The sequence below is a fragment of the Barnesiella sp. B2-R-119 genome, assembly GCF_023656675.1.
Classification (GTDB): Bacteria; Bacteroidota; Bacteroidia; order Bacteroidales; family Barnesiellaceae; genus Barnesiella; species Barnesiella intestinihominis.
Map to the genome: position 1 here is coordinate 31,247 of NZ_JAMOKL010000007.1, position 22,457 is coordinate 53,703.

General features: G+C 48.9%; 30 protein-coding genes and 1 tRNA gene. 13 read left to right on the forward strand and 18 right to left on the reverse strand.

The window, feature by feature from the left end; genetic code table 11:
* Nucleotides 1–3: 3 nt before the first annotated feature.
* Entirely contained in the window at nucleotides 4–732 is a 729-nt protein-coding gene (locus tag NBH06_RS12145; RefSeq protein WP_008862291.1) for a LytR/AlgR family response regulator transcription factor, read from the forward strand.
* 75 nt (nucleotides 733–807) lie between these two features.
* Here the strand turns inward: NBH06_RS12145 and NBH06_RS12150 are convergent, their stop codons facing one another.
* From NBH06_RS12150 to NBH06_RS12160, 3 genes are read right to left on the reverse strand one after another with little or no spacing between them, the layout of a single operon-like run.
* On the reverse strand, nucleotides 808–1,134 hold the full coding sequence (locus NBH06_RS12150) for a hypothetical protein (RefSeq protein ID WP_195634798.1): 327 nt from the start codon (nucleotides 1,132–1,134) through the stop codon (nucleotides 808–810).
* Entirely contained in the window at nucleotides 1,127–1,666 is a 540-nt protein-coding gene (locus tag NBH06_RS12155) for an RNA polymerase sigma factor (RefSeq protein ID WP_195634797.1), read from the reverse strand. Before NBH06_RS12155 ends, NBH06_RS12150 begins: the two co-directional genes overlap by 8 nt.
* Nucleotides 1,667–1,675: 9 nt before the next feature.
* On the reverse strand, nucleotides 1,676–2,329 hold the full coding sequence (locus NBH06_RS12160; protein ID WP_250794568.1) for a DUF6249 domain-containing protein: 654 nt from the start codon (nucleotides 2,327–2,329) through the stop codon (nucleotides 1,676–1,678).
* A gap of 407 nt (nucleotides 2,330–2,736) precedes the next feature.
* Here NBH06_RS12160 and NBH06_RS12165 point away from each other — a divergent pair, with 407 nt between their 5' ends.
* A complete protein-coding gene (locus NBH06_RS12165; RefSeq protein ID WP_008862295.1) occupies nucleotides 2,737–4,269 on the forward strand; it encodes a carbon-nitrogen hydrolase family protein in 1,533 nt (510 codons plus the stop codon).
* Nucleotides 4,270–4,316: 47 nt separating this feature from the next.
* Here the strand turns inward: NBH06_RS12165 and NBH06_RS12170 are convergent.
* A tRNA-Gly gene (locus tag NBH06_RS12170) sits at nucleotides 4,317–4,389 on the reverse strand.
* 100 nt (nucleotides 4,390–4,489) lie between these two features.
* Between NBH06_RS12170 and NBH06_RS12175 the strand changes: the two genes are divergently transcribed.
* Nucleotides 4,490–4,987, forward strand: coding sequence for a metallophosphoesterase family protein (locus tag NBH06_RS12175; RefSeq protein ID WP_008862296.1), 498 nt, complete (start codon nucleotides 4,490–4,492; stop codon nucleotides 4,985–4,987).
* Between the two features lie 10 nt (nucleotides 4,988–4,997).
* On the opposite strand, the gene NBH06_RS12180 is transcribed toward NBH06_RS12175, so the two are convergent.
* Complete coding sequence (locus NBH06_RS12180; RefSeq protein WP_046412823.1) at nucleotides 4,998–5,966, reverse strand: diacylglycerol/lipid kinase family protein; 969 nt, start codon at nucleotides 5,964–5,966, stop codon at nucleotides 4,998–5,000.
* A gap of 639 nt (nucleotides 5,967–6,605) precedes the next feature.
* On the opposite strand from NBH06_RS12180, the gene NBH06_RS12185 reads away from it, so the two are divergent.
* The gene (locus tag NBH06_RS12185; protein WP_008862299.1) at nucleotides 6,606–7,118 is read left to right on the forward strand and encodes a DUF308 domain-containing protein; all 513 of its coding nucleotides are present in this window, start codon (nucleotides 6,606–6,608) and stop codon (nucleotides 7,116–7,118) included.
* A gap of 19 nt (nucleotides 7,119–7,137) precedes the next feature.
* Here the strand turns inward: NBH06_RS12185 and NBH06_RS12190 are convergent, their stop codons facing one another.
* Nucleotides 7,138–9,552, reverse strand: a complete 2,415-nt coding sequence (locus NBH06_RS12190) for a TonB-dependent receptor (protein WP_250794577.1) — start codon at nucleotides 9,550–9,552, stop codon at nucleotides 7,138–7,140.
* Between the two features lie 612 nt (nucleotides 9,553–10,164).
* On the opposite strand from NBH06_RS12190, the gene NBH06_RS12195 reads away from it, so the two are divergent.
* From NBH06_RS12195 to NBH06_RS12235, 9 genes are all read left to right on the forward strand, one after another.
* Nucleotides 10,165–10,551: a hypothetical protein gene (locus tag NBH06_RS12195; protein ID WP_009126113.1), complete on the forward strand. Its 387-nt coding sequence runs from the start codon at nucleotides 10,165–10,167 to the stop codon at nucleotides 10,549–10,551.
* Between the two features lie 161 nt (nucleotides 10,552–10,712).
* Nucleotides 10,713–10,928: a hypothetical protein gene (locus NBH06_RS12200; protein WP_004291535.1), complete on the forward strand. Its 216-nt coding sequence runs from the start codon at nucleotides 10,713–10,715 to the stop codon at nucleotides 10,926–10,928.
* Nucleotides 10,929–10,939: 11 nt separating this feature from the next.
* The gene (locus tag NBH06_RS12205) at nucleotides 10,940–11,161 is read left to right on the forward strand and encodes a hypothetical protein (RefSeq protein WP_004291534.1); all 222 of its coding nucleotides are present in this window, start codon (nucleotides 10,940–10,942) and stop codon (nucleotides 11,159–11,161) included.
* Between the two features lie 13 nt (nucleotides 11,162–11,174).
* The gene (locus NBH06_RS12210) at nucleotides 11,175–11,591 is read left to right on the forward strand and encodes a PcfK-like family protein (protein ID WP_004291533.1); all 417 of its coding nucleotides are present in this window, start codon (nucleotides 11,175–11,177) and stop codon (nucleotides 11,589–11,591) included.
* Nucleotides 11,588–12,919, forward strand: a complete 1,332-nt coding sequence (locus NBH06_RS12215) for a PcfJ domain-containing protein (protein WP_004291532.1) — start codon at nucleotides 11,588–11,590, stop codon at nucleotides 12,917–12,919. The genes NBH06_RS12210 and NBH06_RS12215 overlap by 4 nt, the downstream gene beginning before the upstream one ends.
* 24 nt (nucleotides 12,920–12,943) lie before the next feature.
* Nucleotides 12,944–13,201 (forward strand): DUF8466 domain-containing protein, encoded by a 258-nt coding sequence (locus tag NBH06_RS12220; protein WP_004291531.1) that lies wholly within the window; start codon nucleotides 12,944–12,946, stop codon nucleotides 13,199–13,201.
* A gap of 19 nt (nucleotides 13,202–13,220) precedes the next feature.
* The gene (locus NBH06_RS12225; RefSeq protein ID WP_004304291.1) at nucleotides 13,221–13,454 is read left to right on the forward strand and encodes a DUF3873 domain-containing protein; all 234 of its coding nucleotides are present in this window, start codon (nucleotides 13,221–13,223) and stop codon (nucleotides 13,452–13,454) included.
* On the forward strand, nucleotides 13,451–13,696 hold the full coding sequence (locus NBH06_RS12230) for a DUF6956 domain-containing protein (RefSeq protein WP_004291529.1): 246 nt from the start codon (nucleotides 13,451–13,453) through the stop codon (nucleotides 13,694–13,696). Before NBH06_RS12225 ends, NBH06_RS12230 begins: the two co-directional genes overlap by 4 nt.
* 53 nt (nucleotides 13,697–13,749) lie before the next feature.
* Nucleotides 13,750–14,058: a hypothetical protein gene (locus tag NBH06_RS12235; protein WP_004304290.1), complete on the forward strand. Its 309-nt coding sequence runs from the start codon at nucleotides 13,750–13,752 to the stop codon at nucleotides 14,056–14,058.
* 33 nt (nucleotides 14,059–14,091) lie between these two features.
* Here the strand turns inward: NBH06_RS12235 and NBH06_RS13655 are convergent, their stop codons facing one another.
* From NBH06_RS13655 to NBH06_RS12295, 12 genes are all read right to left on the reverse strand, one after another.
* Entirely contained in the window at nucleotides 14,092–14,481 is a 390-nt protein-coding gene (locus NBH06_RS13655; RefSeq protein WP_004291527.1) for a hypothetical protein, read from the reverse strand.
* Nucleotides 14,482–14,545: 64 nt separating this feature from the next.
* Nucleotides 14,546–15,073 (reverse strand): glycoside hydrolase family protein, encoded by a 528-nt coding sequence (locus NBH06_RS12245; RefSeq protein WP_004291526.1) that lies wholly within the window; start codon nucleotides 15,071–15,073, stop codon nucleotides 14,546–14,548.
* On the reverse strand, nucleotides 15,070–15,573 hold the full coding sequence (locus NBH06_RS12250) for a DUF3872 domain-containing protein (RefSeq protein WP_004291525.1): 504 nt from the start codon (nucleotides 15,571–15,573) through the stop codon (nucleotides 15,070–15,072). The genes NBH06_RS12245 and NBH06_RS12250 overlap by 4 nt, the downstream gene beginning before the upstream one ends.
* Nucleotides 15,570–16,472 carry a DUF8464 domain-containing protein gene (locus NBH06_RS12255; protein WP_004291524.1) on the reverse strand — a complete coding sequence of 301 codons (903 nt, stop codon included), beginning with the start codon at nucleotides 16,470–16,472 and terminating at the stop codon, nucleotides 15,570–15,572. The genes NBH06_RS12250 and NBH06_RS12255 overlap by 4 nt, the downstream gene beginning before the upstream one ends.
* Before the next feature lie 7 nt (nucleotides 16,473–16,479).
* The gene (locus NBH06_RS12260) at nucleotides 16,480–17,055 is read right to left on the reverse strand and encodes a conjugal transfer protein TraO (protein WP_004291523.1); all 576 of its coding nucleotides are present in this window, start codon (nucleotides 17,053–17,055) and stop codon (nucleotides 16,480–16,482) included.
* Nucleotides 17,056–17,057: 2 nt separating this feature from the next.
* On the reverse strand, nucleotides 17,058–18,044 hold the full coding sequence (gene traN / locus NBH06_RS12265; RefSeq protein ID WP_004291522.1) for a conjugative transposon protein TraN: 987 nt from the start codon (nucleotides 18,042–18,044) through the stop codon (nucleotides 17,058–17,060).
* Nucleotides 18,045–18,078: 34 nt separating this feature from the next.
* The gene (traM, locus tag NBH06_RS12270) at nucleotides 18,079–19,431 is read right to left on the reverse strand and encodes a conjugative transposon protein TraM (protein WP_004291521.1); all 1,353 of its coding nucleotides are present in this window, start codon (nucleotides 19,429–19,431) and stop codon (nucleotides 18,079–18,081) included.
* Nucleotides 19,412–19,699, reverse strand: a complete 288-nt coding sequence (locus NBH06_RS12275; RefSeq protein ID WP_018697145.1) for a TraL conjugative transposon family protein — start codon at nucleotides 19,697–19,699, stop codon at nucleotides 19,412–19,414. The genes traM and NBH06_RS12275 overlap by 20 nt, the downstream gene beginning before the upstream one ends.
* A gap of 27 nt (nucleotides 19,700–19,726) precedes the next feature.
* The gene (traK, locus tag NBH06_RS12280; RefSeq protein ID WP_004291519.1) at nucleotides 19,727–20,350 is read right to left on the reverse strand and encodes a conjugative transposon protein TraK; all 624 of its coding nucleotides are present in this window, start codon (nucleotides 20,348–20,350) and stop codon (nucleotides 19,727–19,729) included.
* Nucleotides 20,351–20,381: 31 nt separating this feature from the next.
* Complete coding sequence (traJ, locus tag NBH06_RS12285) at nucleotides 20,382–21,386, reverse strand: conjugative transposon protein TraJ (RefSeq protein WP_004291518.1); 1,005 nt, start codon at nucleotides 21,384–21,386, stop codon at nucleotides 20,382–20,384.
* A 3-nt stretch (nucleotides 21,387–21,389) separates the two neighbouring features.
* Nucleotides 21,390–22,019: a DUF4141 domain-containing protein gene (locus NBH06_RS12290; RefSeq protein WP_004304283.1), complete on the reverse strand. Its 630-nt coding sequence runs from the start codon at nucleotides 22,017–22,019 to the stop codon at nucleotides 21,390–21,392.
* A 23-nt stretch (nucleotides 22,020–22,042) separates the two neighbouring features.
* On the reverse strand, nucleotides 22,043–22,423 hold the full coding sequence (locus NBH06_RS12295) for a DUF3876 domain-containing protein (RefSeq protein ID WP_004291516.1): 381 nt from the start codon (nucleotides 22,421–22,423) through the stop codon (nucleotides 22,043–22,045).
* Nucleotides 22,424–22,457: the final 34 nt, after the last annotated feature.

The window sequence follows — 22,457 nt, forward strand, 5'->3', positions numbered from 1 at the left end:
ACTATGATATTGAAATGTTGTATTATCGACGATGAACCCCTTGCAATCGAGCTACTGGAAAGCTATGTCAAGAAAACGCCTTTTCTACAATTGGAGGCTTCGTTTACCTCGGCCGTTCAAGCGATCGAAAGAATCTCGAAAGGAGATATAGATTTGATATTTCTCGATATACAAATGCCCGAGCTGGACGGTATGGAATTTTCTCGCATGATAGAAGGGAAAAGCCGTGTCATTTTCACCACAGCATTCGGACAATATGCCGTAGACAGTTATAAAGTCAACGCCGTCGATTATTTGTTGAAACCTTTTGCCTACACCGATTTCCTGAAAGCGGCACAAAAAGCGTTGCAATGGTTCGAATTATCGTCCGGGACGGGTGAAATGCATTCCCCAGACAAATCATATATCTTTGTGAAAAGCGATTATAAACTTAAACAGATTCCCCTCGATAAAGTACTCTATATCGAAGGACTGAAAGATTATGTAAAAATTTACCTCGAAGACGAACCGCACCCCATTCTTTCCCTGCTTAGCTTGAAATCTCTCGAAGAAATGTTACCCGATAGCCGGTTTATTCGGGTGCACCGGTCGTTCATCGTACAGGGTTGTAAAATCAAAATGATCGATCGCAACCGAATCGTATTTGGCAAAGAATACATTCCTATTTCGGATACTTACAAAGATTCTTTCGCCGAATTTATCTCCCGCCACACCCCGCTATCCAACAAATAGGGCGAGAGACATAAGTCTCGTTCGACCCATGACTCTCGCCCGTTACTTAGAAGCTGTTTTAAATTTATTTCAGTTTTAGGAAGCATCATAAATCCTGCGCAGAAAGGAACCCAACTGTCCGACGCACAACCCGCAAGCCACAGACAACCCCATGTAAGCCAACCAAGTGTGTACACAAGTCCAACAAGGATTGGAAATCATTTCTTTGGCAAATATCAGGCATAGAACCGTACAAATTGCAATAACAAGTACCGAAACGACAAATGAAATTTTGGCTTCTATGCTCCATCGCTTGCGAGGCAGTCTATTCAACACCCTACGAGTGAACCACTTATCTGTCCGAAGTTCCAACGAATGATCGCCGAAAAACTCCCGCCATTGATTGTCATTCCATTCATTCATATCCGTTTTTCTTTAAATATTCACCCAATTTTTGTTTTGCACGAAATAAATGCGACTTTACCGTACCTTCCGATATACTCATAATCTCTGCTATCTTTGCCACGGCAAGGTCCTCGACGAAGAATAAGGTTATCGCCGTTCGCTCCTCGGGGCGTAAAATAGACAAAGCTCGCGATATATCGATATTCCGGTCCACACGCTCAGGAGGTTGCTCCAACAGATTGGCCGCCTCGTCCACAGAAGCATCTTCCCATTCCCGGCTCTTTCGTAACTCATCGTAAAACACATTGTAAGCTACTCGATAAATCCATGTCGAAAAAGAAGACAAGCCTTTATAACTACGCAAATTATAATAAACTTTGATAAAAGTCTCCTGCGCCAAATCATCGCTAAGCACTGGATCTCCACCGGTAAGATTCAGGAAAAAGCGTTTCAATCGCACCTGATACTTATCGACAAGGCAGGCAAAAGCCCGCCGATCGTCGAACAAAGCACAACGAGTCACCCACGCTATATCCTCGTTCTTATTCATCGCTCCGGCCTACTCGATTTCGGTAGTTTGCTCATCGGTATCACGAACTTCTTTTCGCGATTCTACCCGATAAAGAATCAGTTTCCCTATACCTATCAAAGTGAATATAGCCGCCAAACCAACCAAAAGAGCCCCGAAACCTTCGTCCAATTCATAAGCCCCACCTATACACCATATAAAAGACCCGATTCCGACAGCCGTACAAACAAGACCTTGATTCAGAGTGGAAAATTTACTGGGTCGCTTCGACTCCGGTTCGTCGAAAAAGCCTTCGGGTAATTCTCGACCCGACTCTATCGCTTTTTCCATCACCCGATAGCGGGATTGTACTTTTTTATTACGATAATAAATATAGAAAAAGACAATTAAAAAAGCGATAAGAAAAGGTGAAACAATAGCAAAAAGAGGAACCAAAGAATCTATTATATCCTCGGCATCCGGCTCTTCTTGAAAGAGCATTCTATCCCGTTCAACTGCGAGTTCCTTCATACGTATTTGGAAAGCCTCGCTCGGAGTCATACCGTTAAGTGTATCGGCTGCTACGACCGCTTCTTGTTGTGCCACAGGGCCATTCGATTTCAGAGGAGCTGTTGCCTCGGCTGCTGTTACGGCTCCTGTCCACGATACGATAGACAAAAGCATCATCATAAACATCTTTTTCATATTCTCTTCTATTTTAATTTTATAAGTTATTCATAATCGTTCTCTTTCCGGAAATTCAATCATTAGACGTAACCAACCGCTCGTTTGGTTGCAGAAACCTTGAATTTTTTTCAAAAATAGTCTAAATGAAGAAACGGCACACATTATCTGCATGAAAATGAGATTAAAGAAAGTTCTATCTTTCCGTTGTTCCCGTATCATCGCAAAATGGAATATCGACGACATAAAAGAGATGAAACCAATCGACAGAAAGATTCATTAAAAGAAGGCAAAGGAATTACCCAAAAGGGAAGTACATATTTTATAAGCGAACTTATAAAATACCTTGCATAAAGAAAATCGAAACAAAACAGACAACAAGCGGGTAAAAAAAGTAATTTTGCATACCTAAACCAAACAAAGGATTCATGAAACAAAAAGAAATCAATAAAGTCGAAATACGCAATCTTCAAAAAGAAGATTACGACCAACTGGCTAGCTCTTTCACCCGTGTCTATGCCGACGGTAGCGACGTATTTTGGACTCCCGAACAAATCGACAAACTCATTCGCATATTCCCCGAAGGACAAATCGTCACGGTCGTCGATGATAAAATCGTGGGCTGCGCCCTCTCTATCATCGTAAACTATAACGATGTAAAGAACGACCACACCTATGCACAAGTCACTGGTAACGAAACATTCGACACTCACACGCGGAAGGGAAATATCCTGTATGGTATCGAAGTGTTCATACACCCCGATTATCGGGGTCTACGTCTCGCCCGACGTATGTACGAATATCGCAAAGAGTTGTGTGAAAAGCTCAATCTGAAAGCGATCATGTTCGGCGGACGTTTGCCGAACTACCACAAATACGCCGACCGAATGCGCCCCAAAGAATACATCGACAAGGTGCGTCAACGCGAGATATTCGACCCGGTGCTATTGTTCCAACTCTCCAACGATTTCCACGTCCGTAAAGTAATGCGAAACTATTTGCCCAACGACGAGGAGTCGAAACACTTCGCCTGTCTGCTCCAATGGGACAACATCTACTATCAAGAGCCTACCGAAGAATATATATCCCCTAAGACCACCGTGCGGGTAGGCCTTGTACAATGGCAAATGCGTAGTTACAAAACGCTCGACGATCTTTTCGAGCAAGTGGAATTTTTCGTCGATTCCGTAAGCGGCTATCAAAGCGACTTCGTCCTCTTTCCAGAGTATTTCAACGCCCCGCTCATGGCTCGGTTCAACGATGCAAGCGAATCTCAGGCTATCAGAGGATTAGCCCGATATACCGACGAAATACGAGAACGTTTCATCAATCTTGCAATTCGGTACAACATCAACATCATTACAGGAAGTATGCCGCTGATTAAAGAAGACGGACTGCTCTACAACGTAGGTTTCTTATGCCGTCGAGACGGTACTTACGAAATGTATGAAAAACTACATGTCACCCCCGACGAAATGAAATGCTGGGGATTGAGCGGCGGCAAAGCCATTCGGACTTTCGAGACCGACTGCGCCAAAATCGGAGTCTTGATTTGTTACGATGTCGAGTTCCCCGAACTCTCCCGAATCATGGCCAGCGAAGGTATGCAAATATTGTTCGTTCCGTTCCTCACCGATACCCAAAACGCCTATTCCCGTGTAAGAGTCTGCGCACATGCCCGTGCCATCGAGAACGAATGCTTCGTAGTCATAGCCGGTAGCGTAGGCAACCTGCCCAAAGTACACAACATGGATATTCAATATGCCCAGTCGGGAGTTTTTACCCCCTGTGATTTCGCATTCCCGACAGACGGACGCAGAGCCGAGGCTACTCCGAACACCGAAATGATTCTTATCTCGGACGTCGATTTGGATCTTTTGAACGAATTGCACACCTACGGTAGCGTGCGCAACCTCAAAGATCGCCGCAACGATCTCTACGAAGTGAGAATGAAGAAATAACAGAAACGAAAACGGTCTCTTGAATATTCAAGAGACCGTTTTCATCGAGCGGCAAACGAGACTCGAACTCGCGACCCTCAGCTTGGGAAGCTGATGCTCTACCAACTGAGCTACTACCGCAGTTTTTCATTTCTTATTACGGGGACAAATGTAGAAGTTTTTTTTCTACTTTACAAATTATTGCCGTATTTTTACCACATAGAAAAATCATAAAAACGATATGGTAAAAATTGGTTTGTTGTCCGACACCCATGCATGGTGGGACGACCGTTACGAAAAATATTTTGCCGAATGTGACGAAATCTGGCATGCCGGAGATATAGGCTCAGTCCAAGTCGCCGACCGGTTCGAAGCCTTGAAACCATTTCGGGCGGTATACGGGAACATCGACGGTCAAGAGTTACGGATTCGCTATCCTCAGCACCAACGGTTCAGCATCGAAAATACCGATATATGGATAACACACATAGGGGGCTATCCGGGCCGATATGCACGCGAAGTGACCCCGGAAATATACATACACCCACCCCAATTATTCATATCGGGTCACTCGCATATCTTGAAAGTTCTTTATGACAAAACCCTACACTGCCTGCACATCAATCCGGGAGCCGCAGGAATGTACGGATTCCACAAAAAACGTACATTGGTACGCTTCGCCATCGATAAGGGAGAATTTAAGGATTTGGAAGTTATCGAACTAGCTGATAATCGATAAGTACAAAAAATCAAATATTCAACTCCTGACGAACGGTTTCGATAAATTCCCAAAATACCGAAGCGAAAGGTTCGATAATAGAGCGTTTCGGTTCACCCGAGGGAATGAGCGCATGCAATCCACCCTTGAAACAACGCACATCTATGCGGGTTCCCATCTCTATGGGCTCTCCGTCGAGGTGTATCGCACCGGGCTTTTCCCTCTTAATCGTGAGCGATTCGGTCGTGAAGCTCTTGATATTGGAATCTTGATCGATATGTTTGGTAAATAGCAAAAGAGCCAATGCAGCCGTATCGAACGGGGTAAAGGGCATAAGCACCGTGACATCGATTTTCCCGTCCTGCATGCTGGCATGAGGGGCTATATAAGCATTATTGCCATATTGCGAGGCATTGCCGCAGGCAATCAAGAAAGCCTTTTCGGTCACCGTCCCGTCAGGCATTTCGATTTGATAAGTTTCCGATTTATATTTGAGATACTCCGTAAGAGCCTTAGCCACATACGACAATTTTCCTCGGCGTTTTCCTTGCGCGAATTTCAAGCTCACCAATGCATCGAAGCCGACCCCGCAAGTGCAGAAAAAAGGGCGATCGTTTGCCGTACAATAATCCAAATCCACGATCTGCCCGTCGTTGATAATTTCGAGAGCTTTTCGCACGTCCATCGATATACCCAAATGGCGGGCAAGCCCATTGCCCGAACCTACCGGAACGATAGCCAATGCCGTGGAAGTATCGATAAGCTCCCGGGCTATTTCGTTGCAAGTTCCGTCTCCGCCTACGGACAGCACGATGTCCACACTTTCGTCCACGGCCCGGCGAGTCAATTCGGCTCCATGCCCCGCATACTGTGTAAAAACACATTCCACCCGATATTTCGAAGGGTCTATTACTTCCCTTATCAGAGCAGGGATTTCTTCCTTATCTTTTGTTCCCGATATAGGATTTATAATAGCTAAGAGTCTTTTCGGTGCAGACATAGAATTTTCTGTTTTCGAAAAAGCATAGGCAAAACCCGTACATGGAATGAATACAAGACATTCGAACAATCCCGATTCATCGAAACTTAACGGCCCGATTGCCATAGCGGGTGACAAAGGTACGAATTTTTCCCAAACTTTTACAAACCTATAACACGCTTCCGACTTTACGTTATAAACTAAATGATAAAATGGACAACAAAAAACTCGTATTTCTCAAACAACTTAGAAGCTGTTTTAAATTTATTCCGAGACAGATTGAGACCTATGTTGAAGCAGATTGGAGTCCGAGATAGGCAGTCAATAGCGGGCTATTGACAAAAATCAAGGGATTCAAGATGCGAGACGGGGATCAATATGGCCGGAACATACCTGCCTGAAATGATAATATTATTTCTCAATAAATTTAAAACAGCTTCTTAGTACCTTTGTAGAAGATAGGAGTCTTTTGGTAGAACCAAATCGGAAATACGATTTCCGTTTGTCTCCGAACCCACCTTTCGCTATATTTGTAGAATATAGGCTGCGGTTCGGCATAGTCAAGTCTGAAATAAAATTTCCTATTGACTTTGCACTAACCTTTCACTATATTTGTTGTTTATAATATAAAGCGAACATTAACTAAAAAAGATATATTCCATGAATGCTTTTCAAAACCCATTAATACGTATTATAGCCTCTATCGCCGTAGGCTTGTTACTCATTTTATATCCGAATGCCGCTCTGCCTACGATTCTTTTAATCATCGGTATTCTCATCGGATTACCCAGTCTATACGCTCTCCTCATTTATCTATTGAGCGAAGATAGAAATAAGTTACCCTTCCCCGTTTTATCCTTAGTGATGTTGCTGTTCGGTTGTACGCTTATGCTGTTTCCCGGCTGGTATATAGGCATTACGGTATATGTTTTGGGTGGAGCGCTGGTATTGATAGGAGTTTATCAAATACTCTATCTGCTGACACTTAAAAAGAATCTGAGGAGCAAAGCGGGTTGGCTCTCCTATCTGTTACCGGCTATCGTTCTGCTCATCGGCATAGAAATTTTGGTCAATCCATTCTCGGCGACCGAGAGGGTTATGGTGATTACTTTCGGAGCGGCAACACTTCTTTACGGTATCACTGACCTGATTTACTATATCCGGTTAAAATAAATTCCGTAAAAATTATTTCTCAAAAATCTATGGAAAGCCTCAGATTTATCTGACGGCGAGTAAGGTAATTGGGCACGGCATATTGCGCATTGGTAATATCCGTCACCCAATAGTACGAGTTCACATTACTTATATCGAACAGGTTAAAGACATCTATTCCTATCCACACGCTTTTCAAATGACGTAAAACGCCTTTCTGCAAAAGTTTATCTTCACCTCCGACCAAAATACGGGAAGCTCCTATATCGACACGCTTATATGCCGGAGCGCGGAAATAACCTGCCTGTCGGCCTTTCCGAGGCGAACCCACCGGCAAACCGTCGGCAAAAATAGCCCGTAGACTGAATTTATACTTCGGGAACCGAGGTACATAATCTTGAAAATAAAGCCCCACACTATATCGTTGGTCGGTAGGTCGAGGTAATTTCACGCCATTGATTTCCTCCTGTGTCTTCATCAGAGAGAACGTAAGCCACGAGTCGACACCGGGCACGAACTGCCCGAAGAGTTTCATATCCAATCCGGCGGCATACCCTTTCGCCTCGTTCTGCCCGCTGTACCACACCCGCAGATTATCTACTTCATAAGGAACAAGATGGTCGAGTTTCTTATAATACAACTCTGCCGTAAATTTGAAAGGTCTGTCCAATGCCCGGAACGAATAATCTCCACCCAGTACCACATGGATAGAACGTTGAGACTTGATATTCCGATTGAGCTGCACGACATAATTGTTAGCGGCATCACAAACCGTGTCGCGCAACTCCTTATAAAAAGGAGCTTGATAATAAAGCCCGCCGGCAAGACGAGTCGTTATCTGTTCGTTGGCAGCCGGAATAAAAGAAATCGACGCACGAGGACTGACAAGGGTCTCCTTGTTGAATCCCCAATAAGAAGCCCTCAATCCGCCGGTAAAGATAAAGCGCCCCCACAAAGTCCGTAACCGGTAGGTATCTTGCAAATAGGCCGACAAACGATGGCTCTCCATATCTTGTCGGGAAAACAAGTTATAAATCATCTCGACCGATTGCCCCGTATGCGGCAAAGAATAACCAGCCGAATCTCGCATCTCCCATTCCCTCACCCGATCGTGTATCTTTTCGTATTGGTGGGTCAATCCCCACTTCAACTCATTCTGCCCCAATTTTGTAGCTCCTTTCAATGAAGTAGCCACCACCGATGCTCTCAACCGGTTACGAGCATGCTCGTGATAAGTCCCCACTCCGAGAGCTCCCTTATTCTCGGTCGACTCGCCGTCCTCGCCATTAGCCAAATCGTCCAACCAATACTGCCCGGCAATATCGTAAGTCACCAGTTCGTTCGTGACGAAAGCCGAGGTCATCAAAGCCCATTGAGTATATTTATCGGGGAAAAAATTCAACGAAAAAGCACCGAAATAAGTCTCGAACTTATCTTTTTCATAACCGTCGAAATAGACTTTAAACTGTTTGGCATCGGTCGCCGTACCGAATGACGTATTCCGCTCGTGGGGAGTAAATTTATAATTGTTAATGGAAATATTGCCCAGCAAAGAAGCCTCCCACTTCGGTGCGAATTTATAAGTAAGATAAGTTTGATAATCGAAAAAAGAAGGCTCGTATTCTCCTTTGGTATCGAGAGAACTCAACAAAGTAGAATTGGTTTTATAACGCACGCCGTGCAGTTGCGAGAATTTCTTGGTACTCTGTCCTACCGAAGCGGTAGCCCCTAAAAAACTGGCAGACACCGATCCTTCGAACGCTTCGGGATGCTTGTAAATAATATCGAGCACCGACGACATCTTATCGCCATATTCGGCCGAAAATCCGCCCGACGAAAACCCTACGGCCCCTACCATATCGGGGTTGATGATACTCAACCCCTCCTGTTGCCCCGAACGGACAGTCAATGGCCGATAGACCTCTATACCGTTGATATACACGATATTTTCATCGAAATTACCCCCTCGCACGGAATATTGCGAACTCAGCTCGTTACTCGAATTGACACCGGCAAAAGTCGTCAACATAGCCTCGATACTGCCTCCCGTCGCATCGGGCATCAATTTCAAATCCTTCGTGTCGATCGTCTGCAACGTACTCGTCTGCCGGCGATGAGTCGCCACGACAACCTCGTTCAACATCTTGGCGTTCTTGTTCAGACGCACCGACAAGGAAACATCTTTCGTGAGATTGAGCAACTGGCGGCGCTCCTCCCGATACCCCAAACAAGAATAAATCACCACGATGGAATCTCCCGCCGGAATGGAAAGCTGATACTCCCCTTTCAAATCGGTCATCGTCCCCATCGTCGTTCCTGCCACACGCACCGTAGCCAACTCTATGGGCTGATTGTCACTGTCATACACGCGTCCTGTCAGCTTCACACGCCCCTGTGCTGCCAACTGAAAAACCGCGCCTATCGTGATAAAAAGGAATAATATCTTGTATCTCATCGGGATTCTATACACACTGTGCCTCTTTCGTCGAAGGCACATTTATTAAACGGGAAAAAACTCCGTTCAGTATACGGCCGGACGAAAAGTATCAAAAAAAGTTTCTACCATTAACCGTAGAACAACAAGGTTATTGTATCTTTGCACATGGAAGTTACGAAAAGAGTGTAATTTATTGGAAATGAGCGTAGGTTAATTGCTCTTGATAGTAATAGGTTACGATTTAGTTAGTTATCTACTGCATTATCCTTCTGCGCGTTGCGTAACCTTCAAAGAACTCTTCGTATGCAAAAGTAGCTATTTAATTCGAGATTTTGATATAAACTCCCGTTTTTTATCCCCTCATTCATAAGAATTTTCCGTAAAAGCGGTATTGTCCGTCGGCACACCATTGCCCAAAACGAGTTTGGAACAAACGTGTGCCGACTACCGCATAGCTGGAGAAAAGGGCATTGCCTCACGCCTAAACGATGTTTAGACAGATGAAGCAATGCCCCTTTCTTTTGCGCCTATGCCAAGAGGTGCTTTTACGGGTTTTCAAATGATTTTTCTTTTTTCGCTGTCTCTTTTGCCGGAAGCGGAAAGTGAATGCAGAGTGTGTCAGCCTGCCCCATGAATGAAACAGGCGCCCACACACAGCCGGACAAACCGGGAAGAATGATTGTTGCCACCCGGCTGAACAAGTTCCGTCGGATCGGAAACAATCATACTTCCTTTGTTGTGGTTTGCCCTTTTCACGCTTCCGGTGATGTCTTTTTCCTTTTGGTGATTCTTTTTTTTACGGATTTTCCCCTGAAGTTTTTTTCTACACAATCTGCCTCTGTTTTCGTTTACCTCCATTTTGCGCCTTTCAGTAAGCCGCATCAGTCAGTCATTTTCGTTCTGGGCGCAAAGGTAATTCCGGGATTGGACGGGAAAGCAAGGTCAAGCCTCCTGTTTTCGGTAAAAATCTCCAGCCCTGCGGGTAGTATTTTGACCGAAAAACCTTGCATTCCCTAATCCCTACCTTTTCAAGCACCCGAAACGAAAACGACCGATGCGACAGAAAGACGCATAAAAAAAATGTCGGATAAACGAGAGGCAGATAAGATAGTTTGAAACTCAACTCCCTCAGCTCTTGAATCCGCATTAAAAACAAAAAAATCAAAAACAGCGAAGATATGACGGCAACGGCAAATTTCAGACAAATGGCGCAACACATCGGGTTGGCGATATGCGGCTTGATGATGCGCACCGCCTTCGGGGTGTTCGGCATCCTTTGGGGCATCATCAGAGAGATTGTAAACGGAGTGTTCCGAGTGGCGATAGGTGTAATCGTGGCTATCCTTTCCACCATTGCCTTCTTTGGCTTCATCCTTTGGTTATTCACCCTTTAACCCTTACCGACATGGCAAAAAGAAACAGCAAGACGGCAGCGCAGCAGTGCAGATATTACGAGGTGGACAACATCTTCGTGTATATGGTGGAAACGTACATCAACGGCAATTTTGAAACTTTCCGAAGATTGTACCACGAACTGAACAAGGACGCACGGAGGGATTTCATGGACTTCCTTCTCAGCGAGGTAGAGCCGACCTATTGGAGAGAGATACTGAAACAGATAATCTAAAAATGACAGCGATATGAAAGGAACAGACCATTTCAAGAGAACGATATATATGTACTTGGAACAGCGTGCGGAGGAAGATGCGCTATTTGCAAAGAAGTACCGCAACCCTGCCAAGAACATGGACGAGTGCGTGACCCACATTCTGAACTATGTGCAGAAAAGCGGTTGCAACGGTTTCACGGACGGAGAGATATTCGGGCAAGCCATCCACTACTATGAGGAAAACGAGATAGAGGTGGGCAAACCGATGGACTGCCAAGTGGTTGTGAACCACGTTGTGAAACTCACGGCAGAGGAAAAGGCGGAGGCACGTCAGAACGCTGTCCGCAAATACCAAGAGGAGGAACTCCGCAAGTTGCAGAACCGCCACAGACCGTCAGCGAGAAAAGAAAACCAACCCCAACCCTCATTATTTGATTTAGGCTTATGAAACCGAAGACCAAGATACAGAAAGAGGTGGCAAGACTTTCCGCCAACCTTCGCCCCATATCAGCGACACAAATAGATTGGGCATACCGCCACTGCGTTGAGCATATCGGCTACCGCACCAAGAAAGGGAACATCACCTGTTCCGACTGCGGTCACGAGTGGCACAGCGACAGCGGACTATGCGACACCCTTGAAGGCTGCACCTGCCCCAAATGCCATGCCGAACTCAAAGTGCAGGACACACGCAGACGCATCTACAAGGAAACGCAGAATTTCAGCGTGATAACCACCTGCAAAGGGTATCAGGTAATCCGCGTGGCGCAGGTCAGATGCGAGAGCAGGAAAGGCGAACCGATGCGTTTCTACTGCCACGAGGTCGTGCAGCGTTGGATTTCACCCGACGGCAAGGTTACGGACATGGCGTTGCTCCGTGGCTTCCTTTTCTGCTATTGCGATGTGTGGGCATTAGGCAGCGATATGGAGGTAAGACCGCACAACAGCCTATACGATGATGTGGTGGCAAGAAGCTGTGCATATCCAAAGATGAGGATATTGCCCCAACTCAGACGTAACGGCTTCAAGGGCGATTTCCACGGCATCTCCCCCGTGCGTCTTTTCAAAGCCTTGCTTTCAGACCCAAGAATTGAAACCCTTATGAAAGGCGGTGAGATTGAGGTCATGAAACACTTTCTTTTCAATACCCGTACTGCCGATGAATGTTGGGCATCATATCTGATTGCCAAGCGTCACAAGTATCAGATAGACAACCTCTCAATGTGGTGCGACTATCTGCGTATGCTCAAAAAACTCGGTCAAGACCTCCGTAACCCGAAGAACATCTGTCCCGAAGATTTCATGGCGGCACACGACAACGCAACCCGAAAAATTGAAGCCATACACGAGAAGGAAAGAGCCGCAGAGCAACGCCGTTGGGAGATTGAAAGGCGTGAGCGTGAGCAACAGCGACAACTCCAACGAAAGAAAGATGCGGAGGATTTCATCGCCAACAAATCCAAATTCTTCGGCTTGGTAATCACGGACGAGGAAATAATCGTCAAGGTGCTTGAAAGCATAGACGAGTATTACAACGAGGGCAAGACGCAGGGCATCTGCGTGTTTGGCAGTGGATACTACAAGAAAGCCGACACCCTCATACTATCGGCAAGGATTGGCGATGAGATTATTGAAACCGTAGAGGTGGACTTGCGAACCCTCGAAGTGGTGCAGTGCCACGGCAAGCACAACCAGGACACCGAATATCACGAGCGCATCATAGACCTTGTGAACAAGAACGCCAACCTTATCCGTGAGCGGATGAAAGCGGCATAGCATAACCCCTAAAACAACATTGATATGGAAGTAAGAATTGAAAGTATGATTTGTGTGTGGGATGATGCAATCCCCACGATGTTCCTTGAATTTGTGAACCTCCTCACTCTCACAACGAGTGAGGGGGAATTGAGAAAGAGCGTAAAGGAGTTTGCCGAGAAGCACGAACTTGACAAGTTTTTCCTTTACGGCTTCGGCTCACACCATTTCTACCTGCACCAACGCTACACAAGCAACCCCGAAATGGTGATGAAGAACAGAGTTCTGTCAGTACATTTTTAACCATCTAAAAAGCAACATTATGACAACACGAATGACCATCAACGGAGTAAGCACCTGCGCGGAAGCAGGTACGGAGAAATACGAGCGTTTCCAATCGGGTATCGGAAGACGCAGGCGGACACTTGTGCAGTACGACTACCGCCACCCCATAGACAGAGAATTGTTCTCTTGTGTCAAACCCACGTTGGACGAGTGCCGAGCCGCACGGGACAAGTGGCTGAACGCAAAGAAGGGAAAGGAGGACAGACTATGAACACGACCTATCAAACGCTGATAGTCAAGTTCAGCGAACCTATCACGGCATTGGACGGTATCTTTGACGATACCGGAGCGTGGGGAACGGACACCCTCAAGGGGTGGATAGATGATTACGAAAGCACACGTTTCACCGCCACCGACAGCCATACGGCAGTCATCACGAGCGAGTACAATATGGAATGTGTGAAAGAGTGGCTACAACGGCAGACCCCCATTTCCGAAATGCGAGAATTTTGAACGGGATGGCGGTGTCCGCACCGCCAATACTTAAAACCCTAAAAACAAAAGATATGATAGCCAAGACGATATTACAGCAGATAGGCGGAAAACGCTTCACCGCCATGACAGGTAGCCGTGATTTCATAGATATGGGCAACGGCTTACGGATGAGCCTTGCAAGGAACAAAACAAGTGCCAACCGCCTTGACATCATCTATGACGAAGGGGCAGACCTCTACAATATGCGCTTCTACCGCAGGACGTTCAGCAAAAAGACCTTTGAGTGCAAGACAAAGGACATTGCCGTACACGAGGGTATCTATTTTGATATGCTGGAGGAAATGTTCACGATGGTGACGGGACTTTACACACGCTTTTGAGTGGCGGGGCGGCGAGAGCCGCCCTACTTTCTTTCAGTGAGCATGATGGCGGACAAAGAAAGTAGCAAAGAAACCTTTGTCCAATCTGCGATAACTAAAAAATCCGCAAGTAAAACTTGCGGAGGCTATATATTGGGTCGTTATTTTTTGGTGGAGGGGAATGATAATCTCGAACCGTTGAACTACACATTTCTGCTTCGTCTCCATTTCCCCCAACGATTTGATACGTTCAATCATTTTTGTTGTTCCTTTCTGAATTTTCCTAAATACTTTCTTCATAATTTCGCTATACTTTTTATGGTTAATAACTATGTTTTGTATTGCTCTCACAACACTTACAACTTGAAGTGTTATTTGGAAACCGATAGGCAAAAATGGCTCAACGATGTCAATTAACGAGAAAATCCTACGATAATCTATCAAGTGATAGAGCAAAAGACGTGCCAAGTTAAATATGGCACGTCTTTTGCCAGTTTTGTCAGTCCTTTTATGGGATATACAACAGCGCAAACTCCGCCTTTCTCCGTTTGAGCAGCATGGCGTGGCGTTTTCCTTTGTAGTTGCAGAAGGCTATATACTCACGGTAGATGTTCCTGTCACCAGCTTCCAGCTTCTTGATTAAGGTGCTTTTGGGGATTGTTTTGCTGCCTAACAGCTTCGCCGGTCCCACATTGTAAGCTAACGTGCCAAGCAAAATCGAATCAACCCCGAATTTACGGAACATGGCGACAAATTTGCGCAGGTCTTTCCGCAAAAGTTCATCCGCATCCCGTTTTGTCATGGTTCGTGCCGAATACTTCTCGTTTGGCAAAAGTTTGTGACCCCAACCGACGTATGGGTAGTGTTTTTCTGAGTGCCAGCCTTCAAAGTAGCGGCAGCATAAAAAAGCACGTTCCATAAGCGGCAGTCGGTAGATTGCCGCCTGCCCGTCCGTTCCCTCTTGGCGGCTGATCTGCGCGGACACAGAACAGACCGTCAGAAGTGAACAGAGCATTGTCATGAATACACGCATCATTTCAACAAGGGGCTGAAGTTGCCGATGGGAACGATGGTAAGATCGTCGTCCTTTACATTCCTGTTGTTGAAGTCAAATTCCAGTTCGTAGGAGTTGCTAAAGTTATCCTCCACCACCACGATGAAATTATGCGCCTCATCACCCGCCGCCGTGTAGTACAGGCGGAATTTTTCGTTCTCCAGCAGGTAGCGGTCGTTAGGCAGGAAGGTGATGCCGTTATCCATTTTGAGCGAGCCTTCCCCCTCGAACTGGAAATAGCGGATGGTATAGAGCGTACCCGAAAAGTCGCCCTCCTTTTTCAGTTCACAGCGGATTTCCACTGTCTGCCCCTTTACTACCTTGTTCGGCACGGGCATGACCTCCACCGTGAAGGGATAGGACTGCTGGATGTCCATGTCATCGTCACATGACACGAGGGTGAATGACATGGCGGCTATCAGGCATAACGCCACTGCCTTGAATATTGATGTTCTCTTGTTTCTGTTGTTCAGTATGTTCATTGTTCTTCGATTTTTAGATGGTTGTTTTTCTGTTTTTTCGTTGTCAGTTGCAGGTACTCGTTCAAGTCCTTGCAACCGTCATAGAGGGAGGAACGGTCGGTGACACGTTCCCCGTATCGCATGGTAAGTGCGGCAAGCGTCCGCCGTCCGGCTTCGTCACGGTCGAGGAAGCAGCCGATGCGCCCGTATCCGTCCAGCAATCCCGCCGCCTTCTCCACGTTGGCGACTGAGTTCAGCACAAGACAGTCAGCGTTACCGGTTACACCAAGCGTCACGGCAGAGAGAAAGTCCATGAAGCCCTCGAACACGAGGCACTCGTCAGCCGGGATGTCATTCGCCTTTACCAGTGATACAGACTTCGGAGGTATGCAACCCTTGAAATATCGGCTTCTGACTTCATAGCCACCTGCCATGTTCGGAAAGCCAACGGCAAAATACCGTTTCCCACGCACACCGTAGTTCAAGCGGCAGCAGTGACGGGATGCGATGGCGTAAGGGATGCCCCGTTCCTCTAAATACTCCGTCAGCAGTGAGCGGAGCAGCGGAGCGACCTCCACATCCTCAAAAACGGATTCGGTCGGCTTCGAGAGATAGACGGGCTTTTCCCATCCGGCAACCGTCATATTGGCGGCTTCCGCTATGAACTTCGCTTGCTTCATGAAGTCATCGCTTTGCAGAAACTCCCCGGCAAGCGTGAAGATGTCGCCGCCCTTGCCCAAACCGAAGTCGTACCAGAGCTGTTTCGCCACGTTCACACGGAAAGAGGATGTGCGCTCGCCCCTGTACGGGGCAAGATACCACAGCTCGTTACCGCTCCTTCTGACAGGCTCATGCCCCAGCCGTGCGAGAAAATCCGCAAGCGGCATCCTTCTGACAGCATCTATTTCCGTCCTTTCCATGCCCGTGTCAGTTGATGATGAACTTGATACCGACCCCGAACTGCGTGTGGAACTTCCGTGTGTCGCCACCCCAAAGGCAACGCTCCCGCAGGTTGGCAAGCAGGGCGATACGGTCTGCCACGTAACACTCCACATCGAGCGTCAGCGCACCGCCGTAGATGAAGGCGTCCCGGTCGTGCAGCGTGGAGCCGTCATGCAGCACCTTCTTCCCCCAATTTACCGCCTCATATCCGGCGAGAGCCGAAGCCCCGGCATAGACGAAAACAATCTTTCGGGCGTCCGACAGTATCTTGAAGTAATAGCCGCCCTCCGCCGTGAACTGCGCCACGGGTATCTTGGTGTCCTTGTAGGGATTGTTCTTCAACAGGTATTCGCCACCGAACACCCACTTGTTCCCCTTCTTCGTGTAGGTGGAGAGAGCCGCCCCGAAGCTGTACCCGCCGTCCTTGCCGCCGAGATTGAAGCCGTCCGCCATGTCCGCCCTCACCTCGATGCCCTGCATCTTCGGCAGACACCGCTGGGCGTGCGCCTGCCCTGTAAAAAGGGCAAGCGACGCGATGATTATTGCGATGTACTTTCTCATGGTCAGCGTACTTGAAGTTCGTTGATGGTACCCGCGCGTACCAAATCCTCGTTCTCAATCACGAAGGACTGGTGACGGCCGCCGTTCTTCTCGTTCAATTCCACCACGAGGCACTTGTCATCGGGGATGGTGAACTTCGCCATCGTGAAGACCGTGCGCTCGCTCTTTTTGCCCGGCACGAGGGTGGCGTAGTTCTGCGCGCGGAGCGGCAGAATAATCTGCTCCTGCACGGCAGTACGCTTCGCAACCTTCTTGTCCACGATTTTCCAAGTGATGTAGTCCACATCGAAAGGCACGTTGCTCTGGTTCTTTATCTCCGTGTGGAAATAAAGCAAGCCGTTGTGCGTGTAGATGCCTTTCAACAGGTATTGGATGCCGAAACGCTTGCAGCCGATATGCTTCACCTCGCGCTTGTTCTGTTTGTGGATGGACTTCATGATAAGGCGCACCAGCATCGGGCTTTCGCTGCCCAGCTCTTTCAGATAGATTTCCTGCGCGTTGTTCGGGCGGTTCACCGTGCTGCCGTCATGGATGAAGTCGCACATCTCCACGTTGAGCAACAGCGGTTCGGCGGCGTACTTCACGTTGAAGGTGTAGAAACTGCCGTCCTCCGTGATGACGGACATATTCGTTTCGTTGGGAAAATTCCTTACGGTAGCCTTCACACGGATGATGTTCTCCGCTCCGTCGGCTTTCCCGGCAATCAGGTCGGGCGAGCCTAAATCGACATAGCGCACCTCCGCCGGAAAAATGACGTGGACGGTCTTGTCGTAGGTCACTTCCAGACCGTGCGGCGGTATCATGCGGTCGAAGGTCAGCTTGCGTGACAGCCCGTGATATAGGTCGCCGTCCGCCTCCTTCTGCGGATAGACCTCCTTCGTCAAGGTCGGTTGTTCACTTCCGTTGGTCGTTTCAACGGTTACATTCTCCTGCGCGTTGGCAGTTATGATGCCCATAGCGAGGGCAAACATGATGATTACTTTTCTCATTACTTTTGGATTTTAGTGGTAATTTTTATTGTTTTCAATATTTTTCTTGGTAAAGCATGACCCTGTACCCGGCTTTCAGATGCACCTTGACGGTTCGCATCTTTTTGGCGATGTACTGGCTCGTGCCTTGTATCAGCCCCTTGCCCAAGTCGGAGGCGAGCTGCGCCCCGGCATTGGTGGAGATGTTGATGCTGCTTCCCAGCGAGCCGCCCATGTTGGCGGCGACCTCCCGGACGGCGTTCATCTCCATCGAGTTCGGGATGAAGATGCCGGGCTGTCCGTCCGTGTCATAGACCGCAAGCTCCACGGGGATAATCGTGCCGTCGTATTCCAGCGAGGTAATCTCGATGTCGAGCCGCTCACCCTGTATCTTGCCCGTGCCGACCACCACCGCACCCCGGGGTATTGTCCTGCCTGCCACCGCCATAGGCTCCAGCAGGCGCAGCCTTACCGTCTGCCCGTCCGTCACGCTCTGCGCCCCATGCACGCACGCCGGTATGGTGTTCCTGTCCAATACCTCCGCCGTGCCGACAGCCGTGTTGAAACCCCGGTTGCGTTCCTGCGATAAGGCGGCGACAAACTCCGCGTTACTCATAGGCTGTGAGAGTGAAGAAACTACTTGATGCTCCACCTGTCTGATAGGCATTGCCTTGTTCTTCTTCCCTTTCTGCACGGTAGTTGGCTCTGCCCTCTGTTCCGCCGATGGCTGTCCTCCGTTCTGACCGCCCATGTACTTTGCCGCCAGCTCGTAGGACTTCTCCATAAGAGCCACCTGCTCGTCCATAGAGGAAGCCTTGCCCCTCTCGCTTTCCAGTTCCGACTCCAGCGATGCGATGCGCTCCAACAATTCGTCCATCTCCGCATTGTCGTTTTTCGGCTGGTCGTAGAAGTTTCCGAGCGTGGCGTTCAGGTCACGGTAGGCGGCTGCGGAGGACTGGATGGTCTGCGGCGTGGCTGGCTTTGCCCTTTCTTCCTTGCCGCCCGGATTGGCGAGGTCGAAGTCCACTCCGTTCTCCGTTCCCGCTATCTCGCGGTCGAACATGTCGCCCAGCTGCCCGATGGCACGGTTGCGGCTCTCCTGACGCTCTTCCATCTCCCCATGCTCGTAGGCTTTCAGCTTGTCGCCGATAATCTGCCGGTTCGCCTTGTCAGCGTCGGGCATCTCGGTGTTGTATCCGTCCGTTCCCGGCGGTTGCTCCTTGCCGGAGGACGGGGCGAATATCAGCCACATCGCCCCGATGAACACCAACACCATAGCGGGCAGCACGATCATCTTCTGCCGTTTCAGCCGTTGCGCCTCTGTCAGCGGTTCGCGCTCCTTTTTCGGTTTCCCCGTTTCGGGAGCAGCTTTGTTCTCTTTCGTCGGTTCATTCTTTGTCTGTTCCATATAAATAAGGTGTTAAGTGATTGCCTGTTTCCGCCGGGGTCGGCAGTTCCACCCGTCCGGCGTGTCCCGTTTCCATATGTGAGCCGTCGTTCCTGCCGATGTCATAGACGGCTCTGCCGAAGGTGTAAAGGGCAAGCACCGCGAAGGCGGCGAACATCCCCAGCACGATGCGGCGGCGTGTTTCCGGCGGCAAGCCGTCCAGATACCCTTTGAGACTTGCCGCCAAGCGTTTCCGTTTGTCGTGGAGTTTCCAATACATGCCCCACATTGATTTTCTGATACTTTTCATGTCCTGTTACCGTTTGATAGTCTGTAAATCCTTGTTCTCAATGATGGTGAAACCCTCGATGGTAAAACCGTTCGGGTTGTCATCCGACCGCGATGCGTTCAGCAGGCGGCAGGTGGTCACGAGGCTGCGCTCGGTGACGTTGCTCTGCCGGATGATTTTCTGTGTGGCGTAGGTCACGGCACGGTAGGGATAGGCGTTGAAGTCGCACACCACGCTGTCCACCTTCAGCACTTGGTTGATGTTCCCGGCGATGATGCGGTTGTAGTACCCCTTCTCCGCGAAGTCCGAATAATAGTGGTACACGCTCTTGTCCGCCAGCAGCAAGGCACGTTTCACGTTGTGTTCAATCGCGCTTTTTTCAGGTGATAGCGTGAAGAACATCTCGTGGAAACGGCGCACATGTTCCCGTGCCTCCGCCGGGCGGTTCTGCGACAAATCCTGAGACAAGGCGAGCATCAGGCTCTTGCCGTTGTCCAGCACATAGATTTTCTCCCGTTGCTTCTCTGCGAAACGGTAGGAGTTCCACACGCTCCACACCGTCACCACGGCGCACAGCGAGAGGAAGACGATACCGAACAGGCGTATCTGCCTGAACGACGATTCGATGTTTCTAAGTGATTTGAATTCCATTTATATTTTCCAATTTATGATTGCACATTGATTATTTCAGCAATTTGCCGACACGTCCGACTGCGTTTCCTGCGGCTGCACCCGCCACGCTGCCCGCCATGCTTCCGGCTCGTCCCGCCATCTGGTTCACGTTGCGACCGTAACCGCCCATGCCTCCGGCTTGGATAATCCAGCCCGCAACGGTGGGAATGGTAAAGTAGCCGATGATGCCGATGCAGAGGAATACGATATACACCCCGTCGCTCGAATCCAGCGAGAAGTTCGGGTCTGCCTGCATCCGCTCGATGTCGTTTTGCAGCATCAGAACCTGTATCTTCGCCAGTATGGTGCTGAACATGTCCGATACCGGTAGCCACAGATAGACCTGTATATAGCGGCATATCCACTGCGTGAGCGTGTTTTGGAAACCGTCCCATACCGACAGGGCGAAGGCTATCGGACCGAGAATCGCCAGCACCACGAGAAAGAAGGTGCGGACGGTGTCTATCACGAGGGCGGCGGCTTGGAACAGCAGTTCGAGTATCTCGCGGAAGAAGTCGCGGATGCTCTTCTTCATGTTGTACATTCCCCGGTCGATATACATTCCCGCCATCGTCACCATGTCGGAGGGCGACCAGCCGAGTTCCTCCAGTTGCTTGTCAAATTCCTCGTTGGACACGAGGTAGGCGGTTTCGGGGTTGCGTACCATCGCCTCGTATTCCAGTTTGTCCTTCTGCTCCCGGTATCGGTTCATGTCCAGCGTTTCCGCCTCCAGCATCTTTGCCGTGCCCTGTACGACGGGTGAGAGGATGCTGTTTATCGTGCCCAGCACCACAGTCGGGAAGAACATGATGCACAGACCGATGGCAAAAGGACGGAGCATCGGGAATACGTCTATCGGTTCAGCTCTCGCCAGCGACTGCCATACCCGGTAGGCGACGTAGAACAGCGCACCCAGCCCGGCGATGCCTTTCGCCACACCAGCCATGTCCCCACACAGCGGCATCATCTGCTCATAAAGTGAACGTAAAATCTGATGAAGGTTGTCGAACTTCATAGGCTACCAGTATCTTTCGTTCATGTTCCCGTACAGCCCCATGATGCGGTCGAGGTCGTTCTTCTTTTTCGCACGCAGGTAACTCACGGAGATGTTCTTGTTCGTGTAGTAGCTCACGAGGTTGCGGTAACGCTTCATCTTCGAGTGGCAGCGTTCCACCACGTCCATGCGCTCCTTGTCGGTCATGGAGAGCGTGGTGATGTTCACCACGTTCCTGAGTTCCGTCAACACTTCGTTGCTTTCCTCCAGCAGTTTCGTGTAGCCGAAAGCGATTGCGGAAAGCTCTTCGGGTCTGAAATTCCCGTCACGGAGCATCCGTTGGAAACTGTTCACATAGATGTCTGTGATGTCGCCCACCATCAGGATGGTCTGCTGCACCTTGCGGGCGTCCTTGACCAGATTGTTCACCGATTTGAGGGCATCGTAATACTTCTTGCCCTGCTGATAGATTTTCACCGTCTCCTGAAAGTTGCTCACCATGTTCGTGGCGGTCTTGGAGGTATGGATGATGTTTTTGGAGGCATTGATGATGCCCTGCGCTAGATTGCCCGGATCGCTTACGACCCACTGTGCGCTTGCCCTGCCCGCGAAAAGCAGGCACAGGCAGATAATCATTGTTATTCTTGTTCTCATGTTACTTTGGATTTTAGTGGTTGTTATTCTTCGGTCGGATGTCCCGGCTGCGGCTTCACCCGCACATAGTCCCCGTTTGGCGAGAAAGTCAGCACATCCGTGGCCTCGTTGTAGGACACGTCGATGCGGAAGCCGGTGTTCATGAACAGGTTGCCGTTCTCCTCCTGCAAGAGATAGGTTTCCGGCTTGAGCTTGCGGCGCAGACCGCTACGACGGAACACCGTCACTTTGTAGGCTTCGCCCTCCTTGTAGATAAGCACGTCAGGTTTTCCCTCCACGCTCTCCCAGTTCCCGCACAGCATGTCGCGGCGGTTGTCGGCCACGTCGCAGGATTGCAGCATCATGACCGCCAATCCGATAAGGCACTTGCTGACTTGCAGCATTTTCACTTTTGGTAAATTCATACGCGTTTTTCTTTTTTGGTTGATACATTCTGTT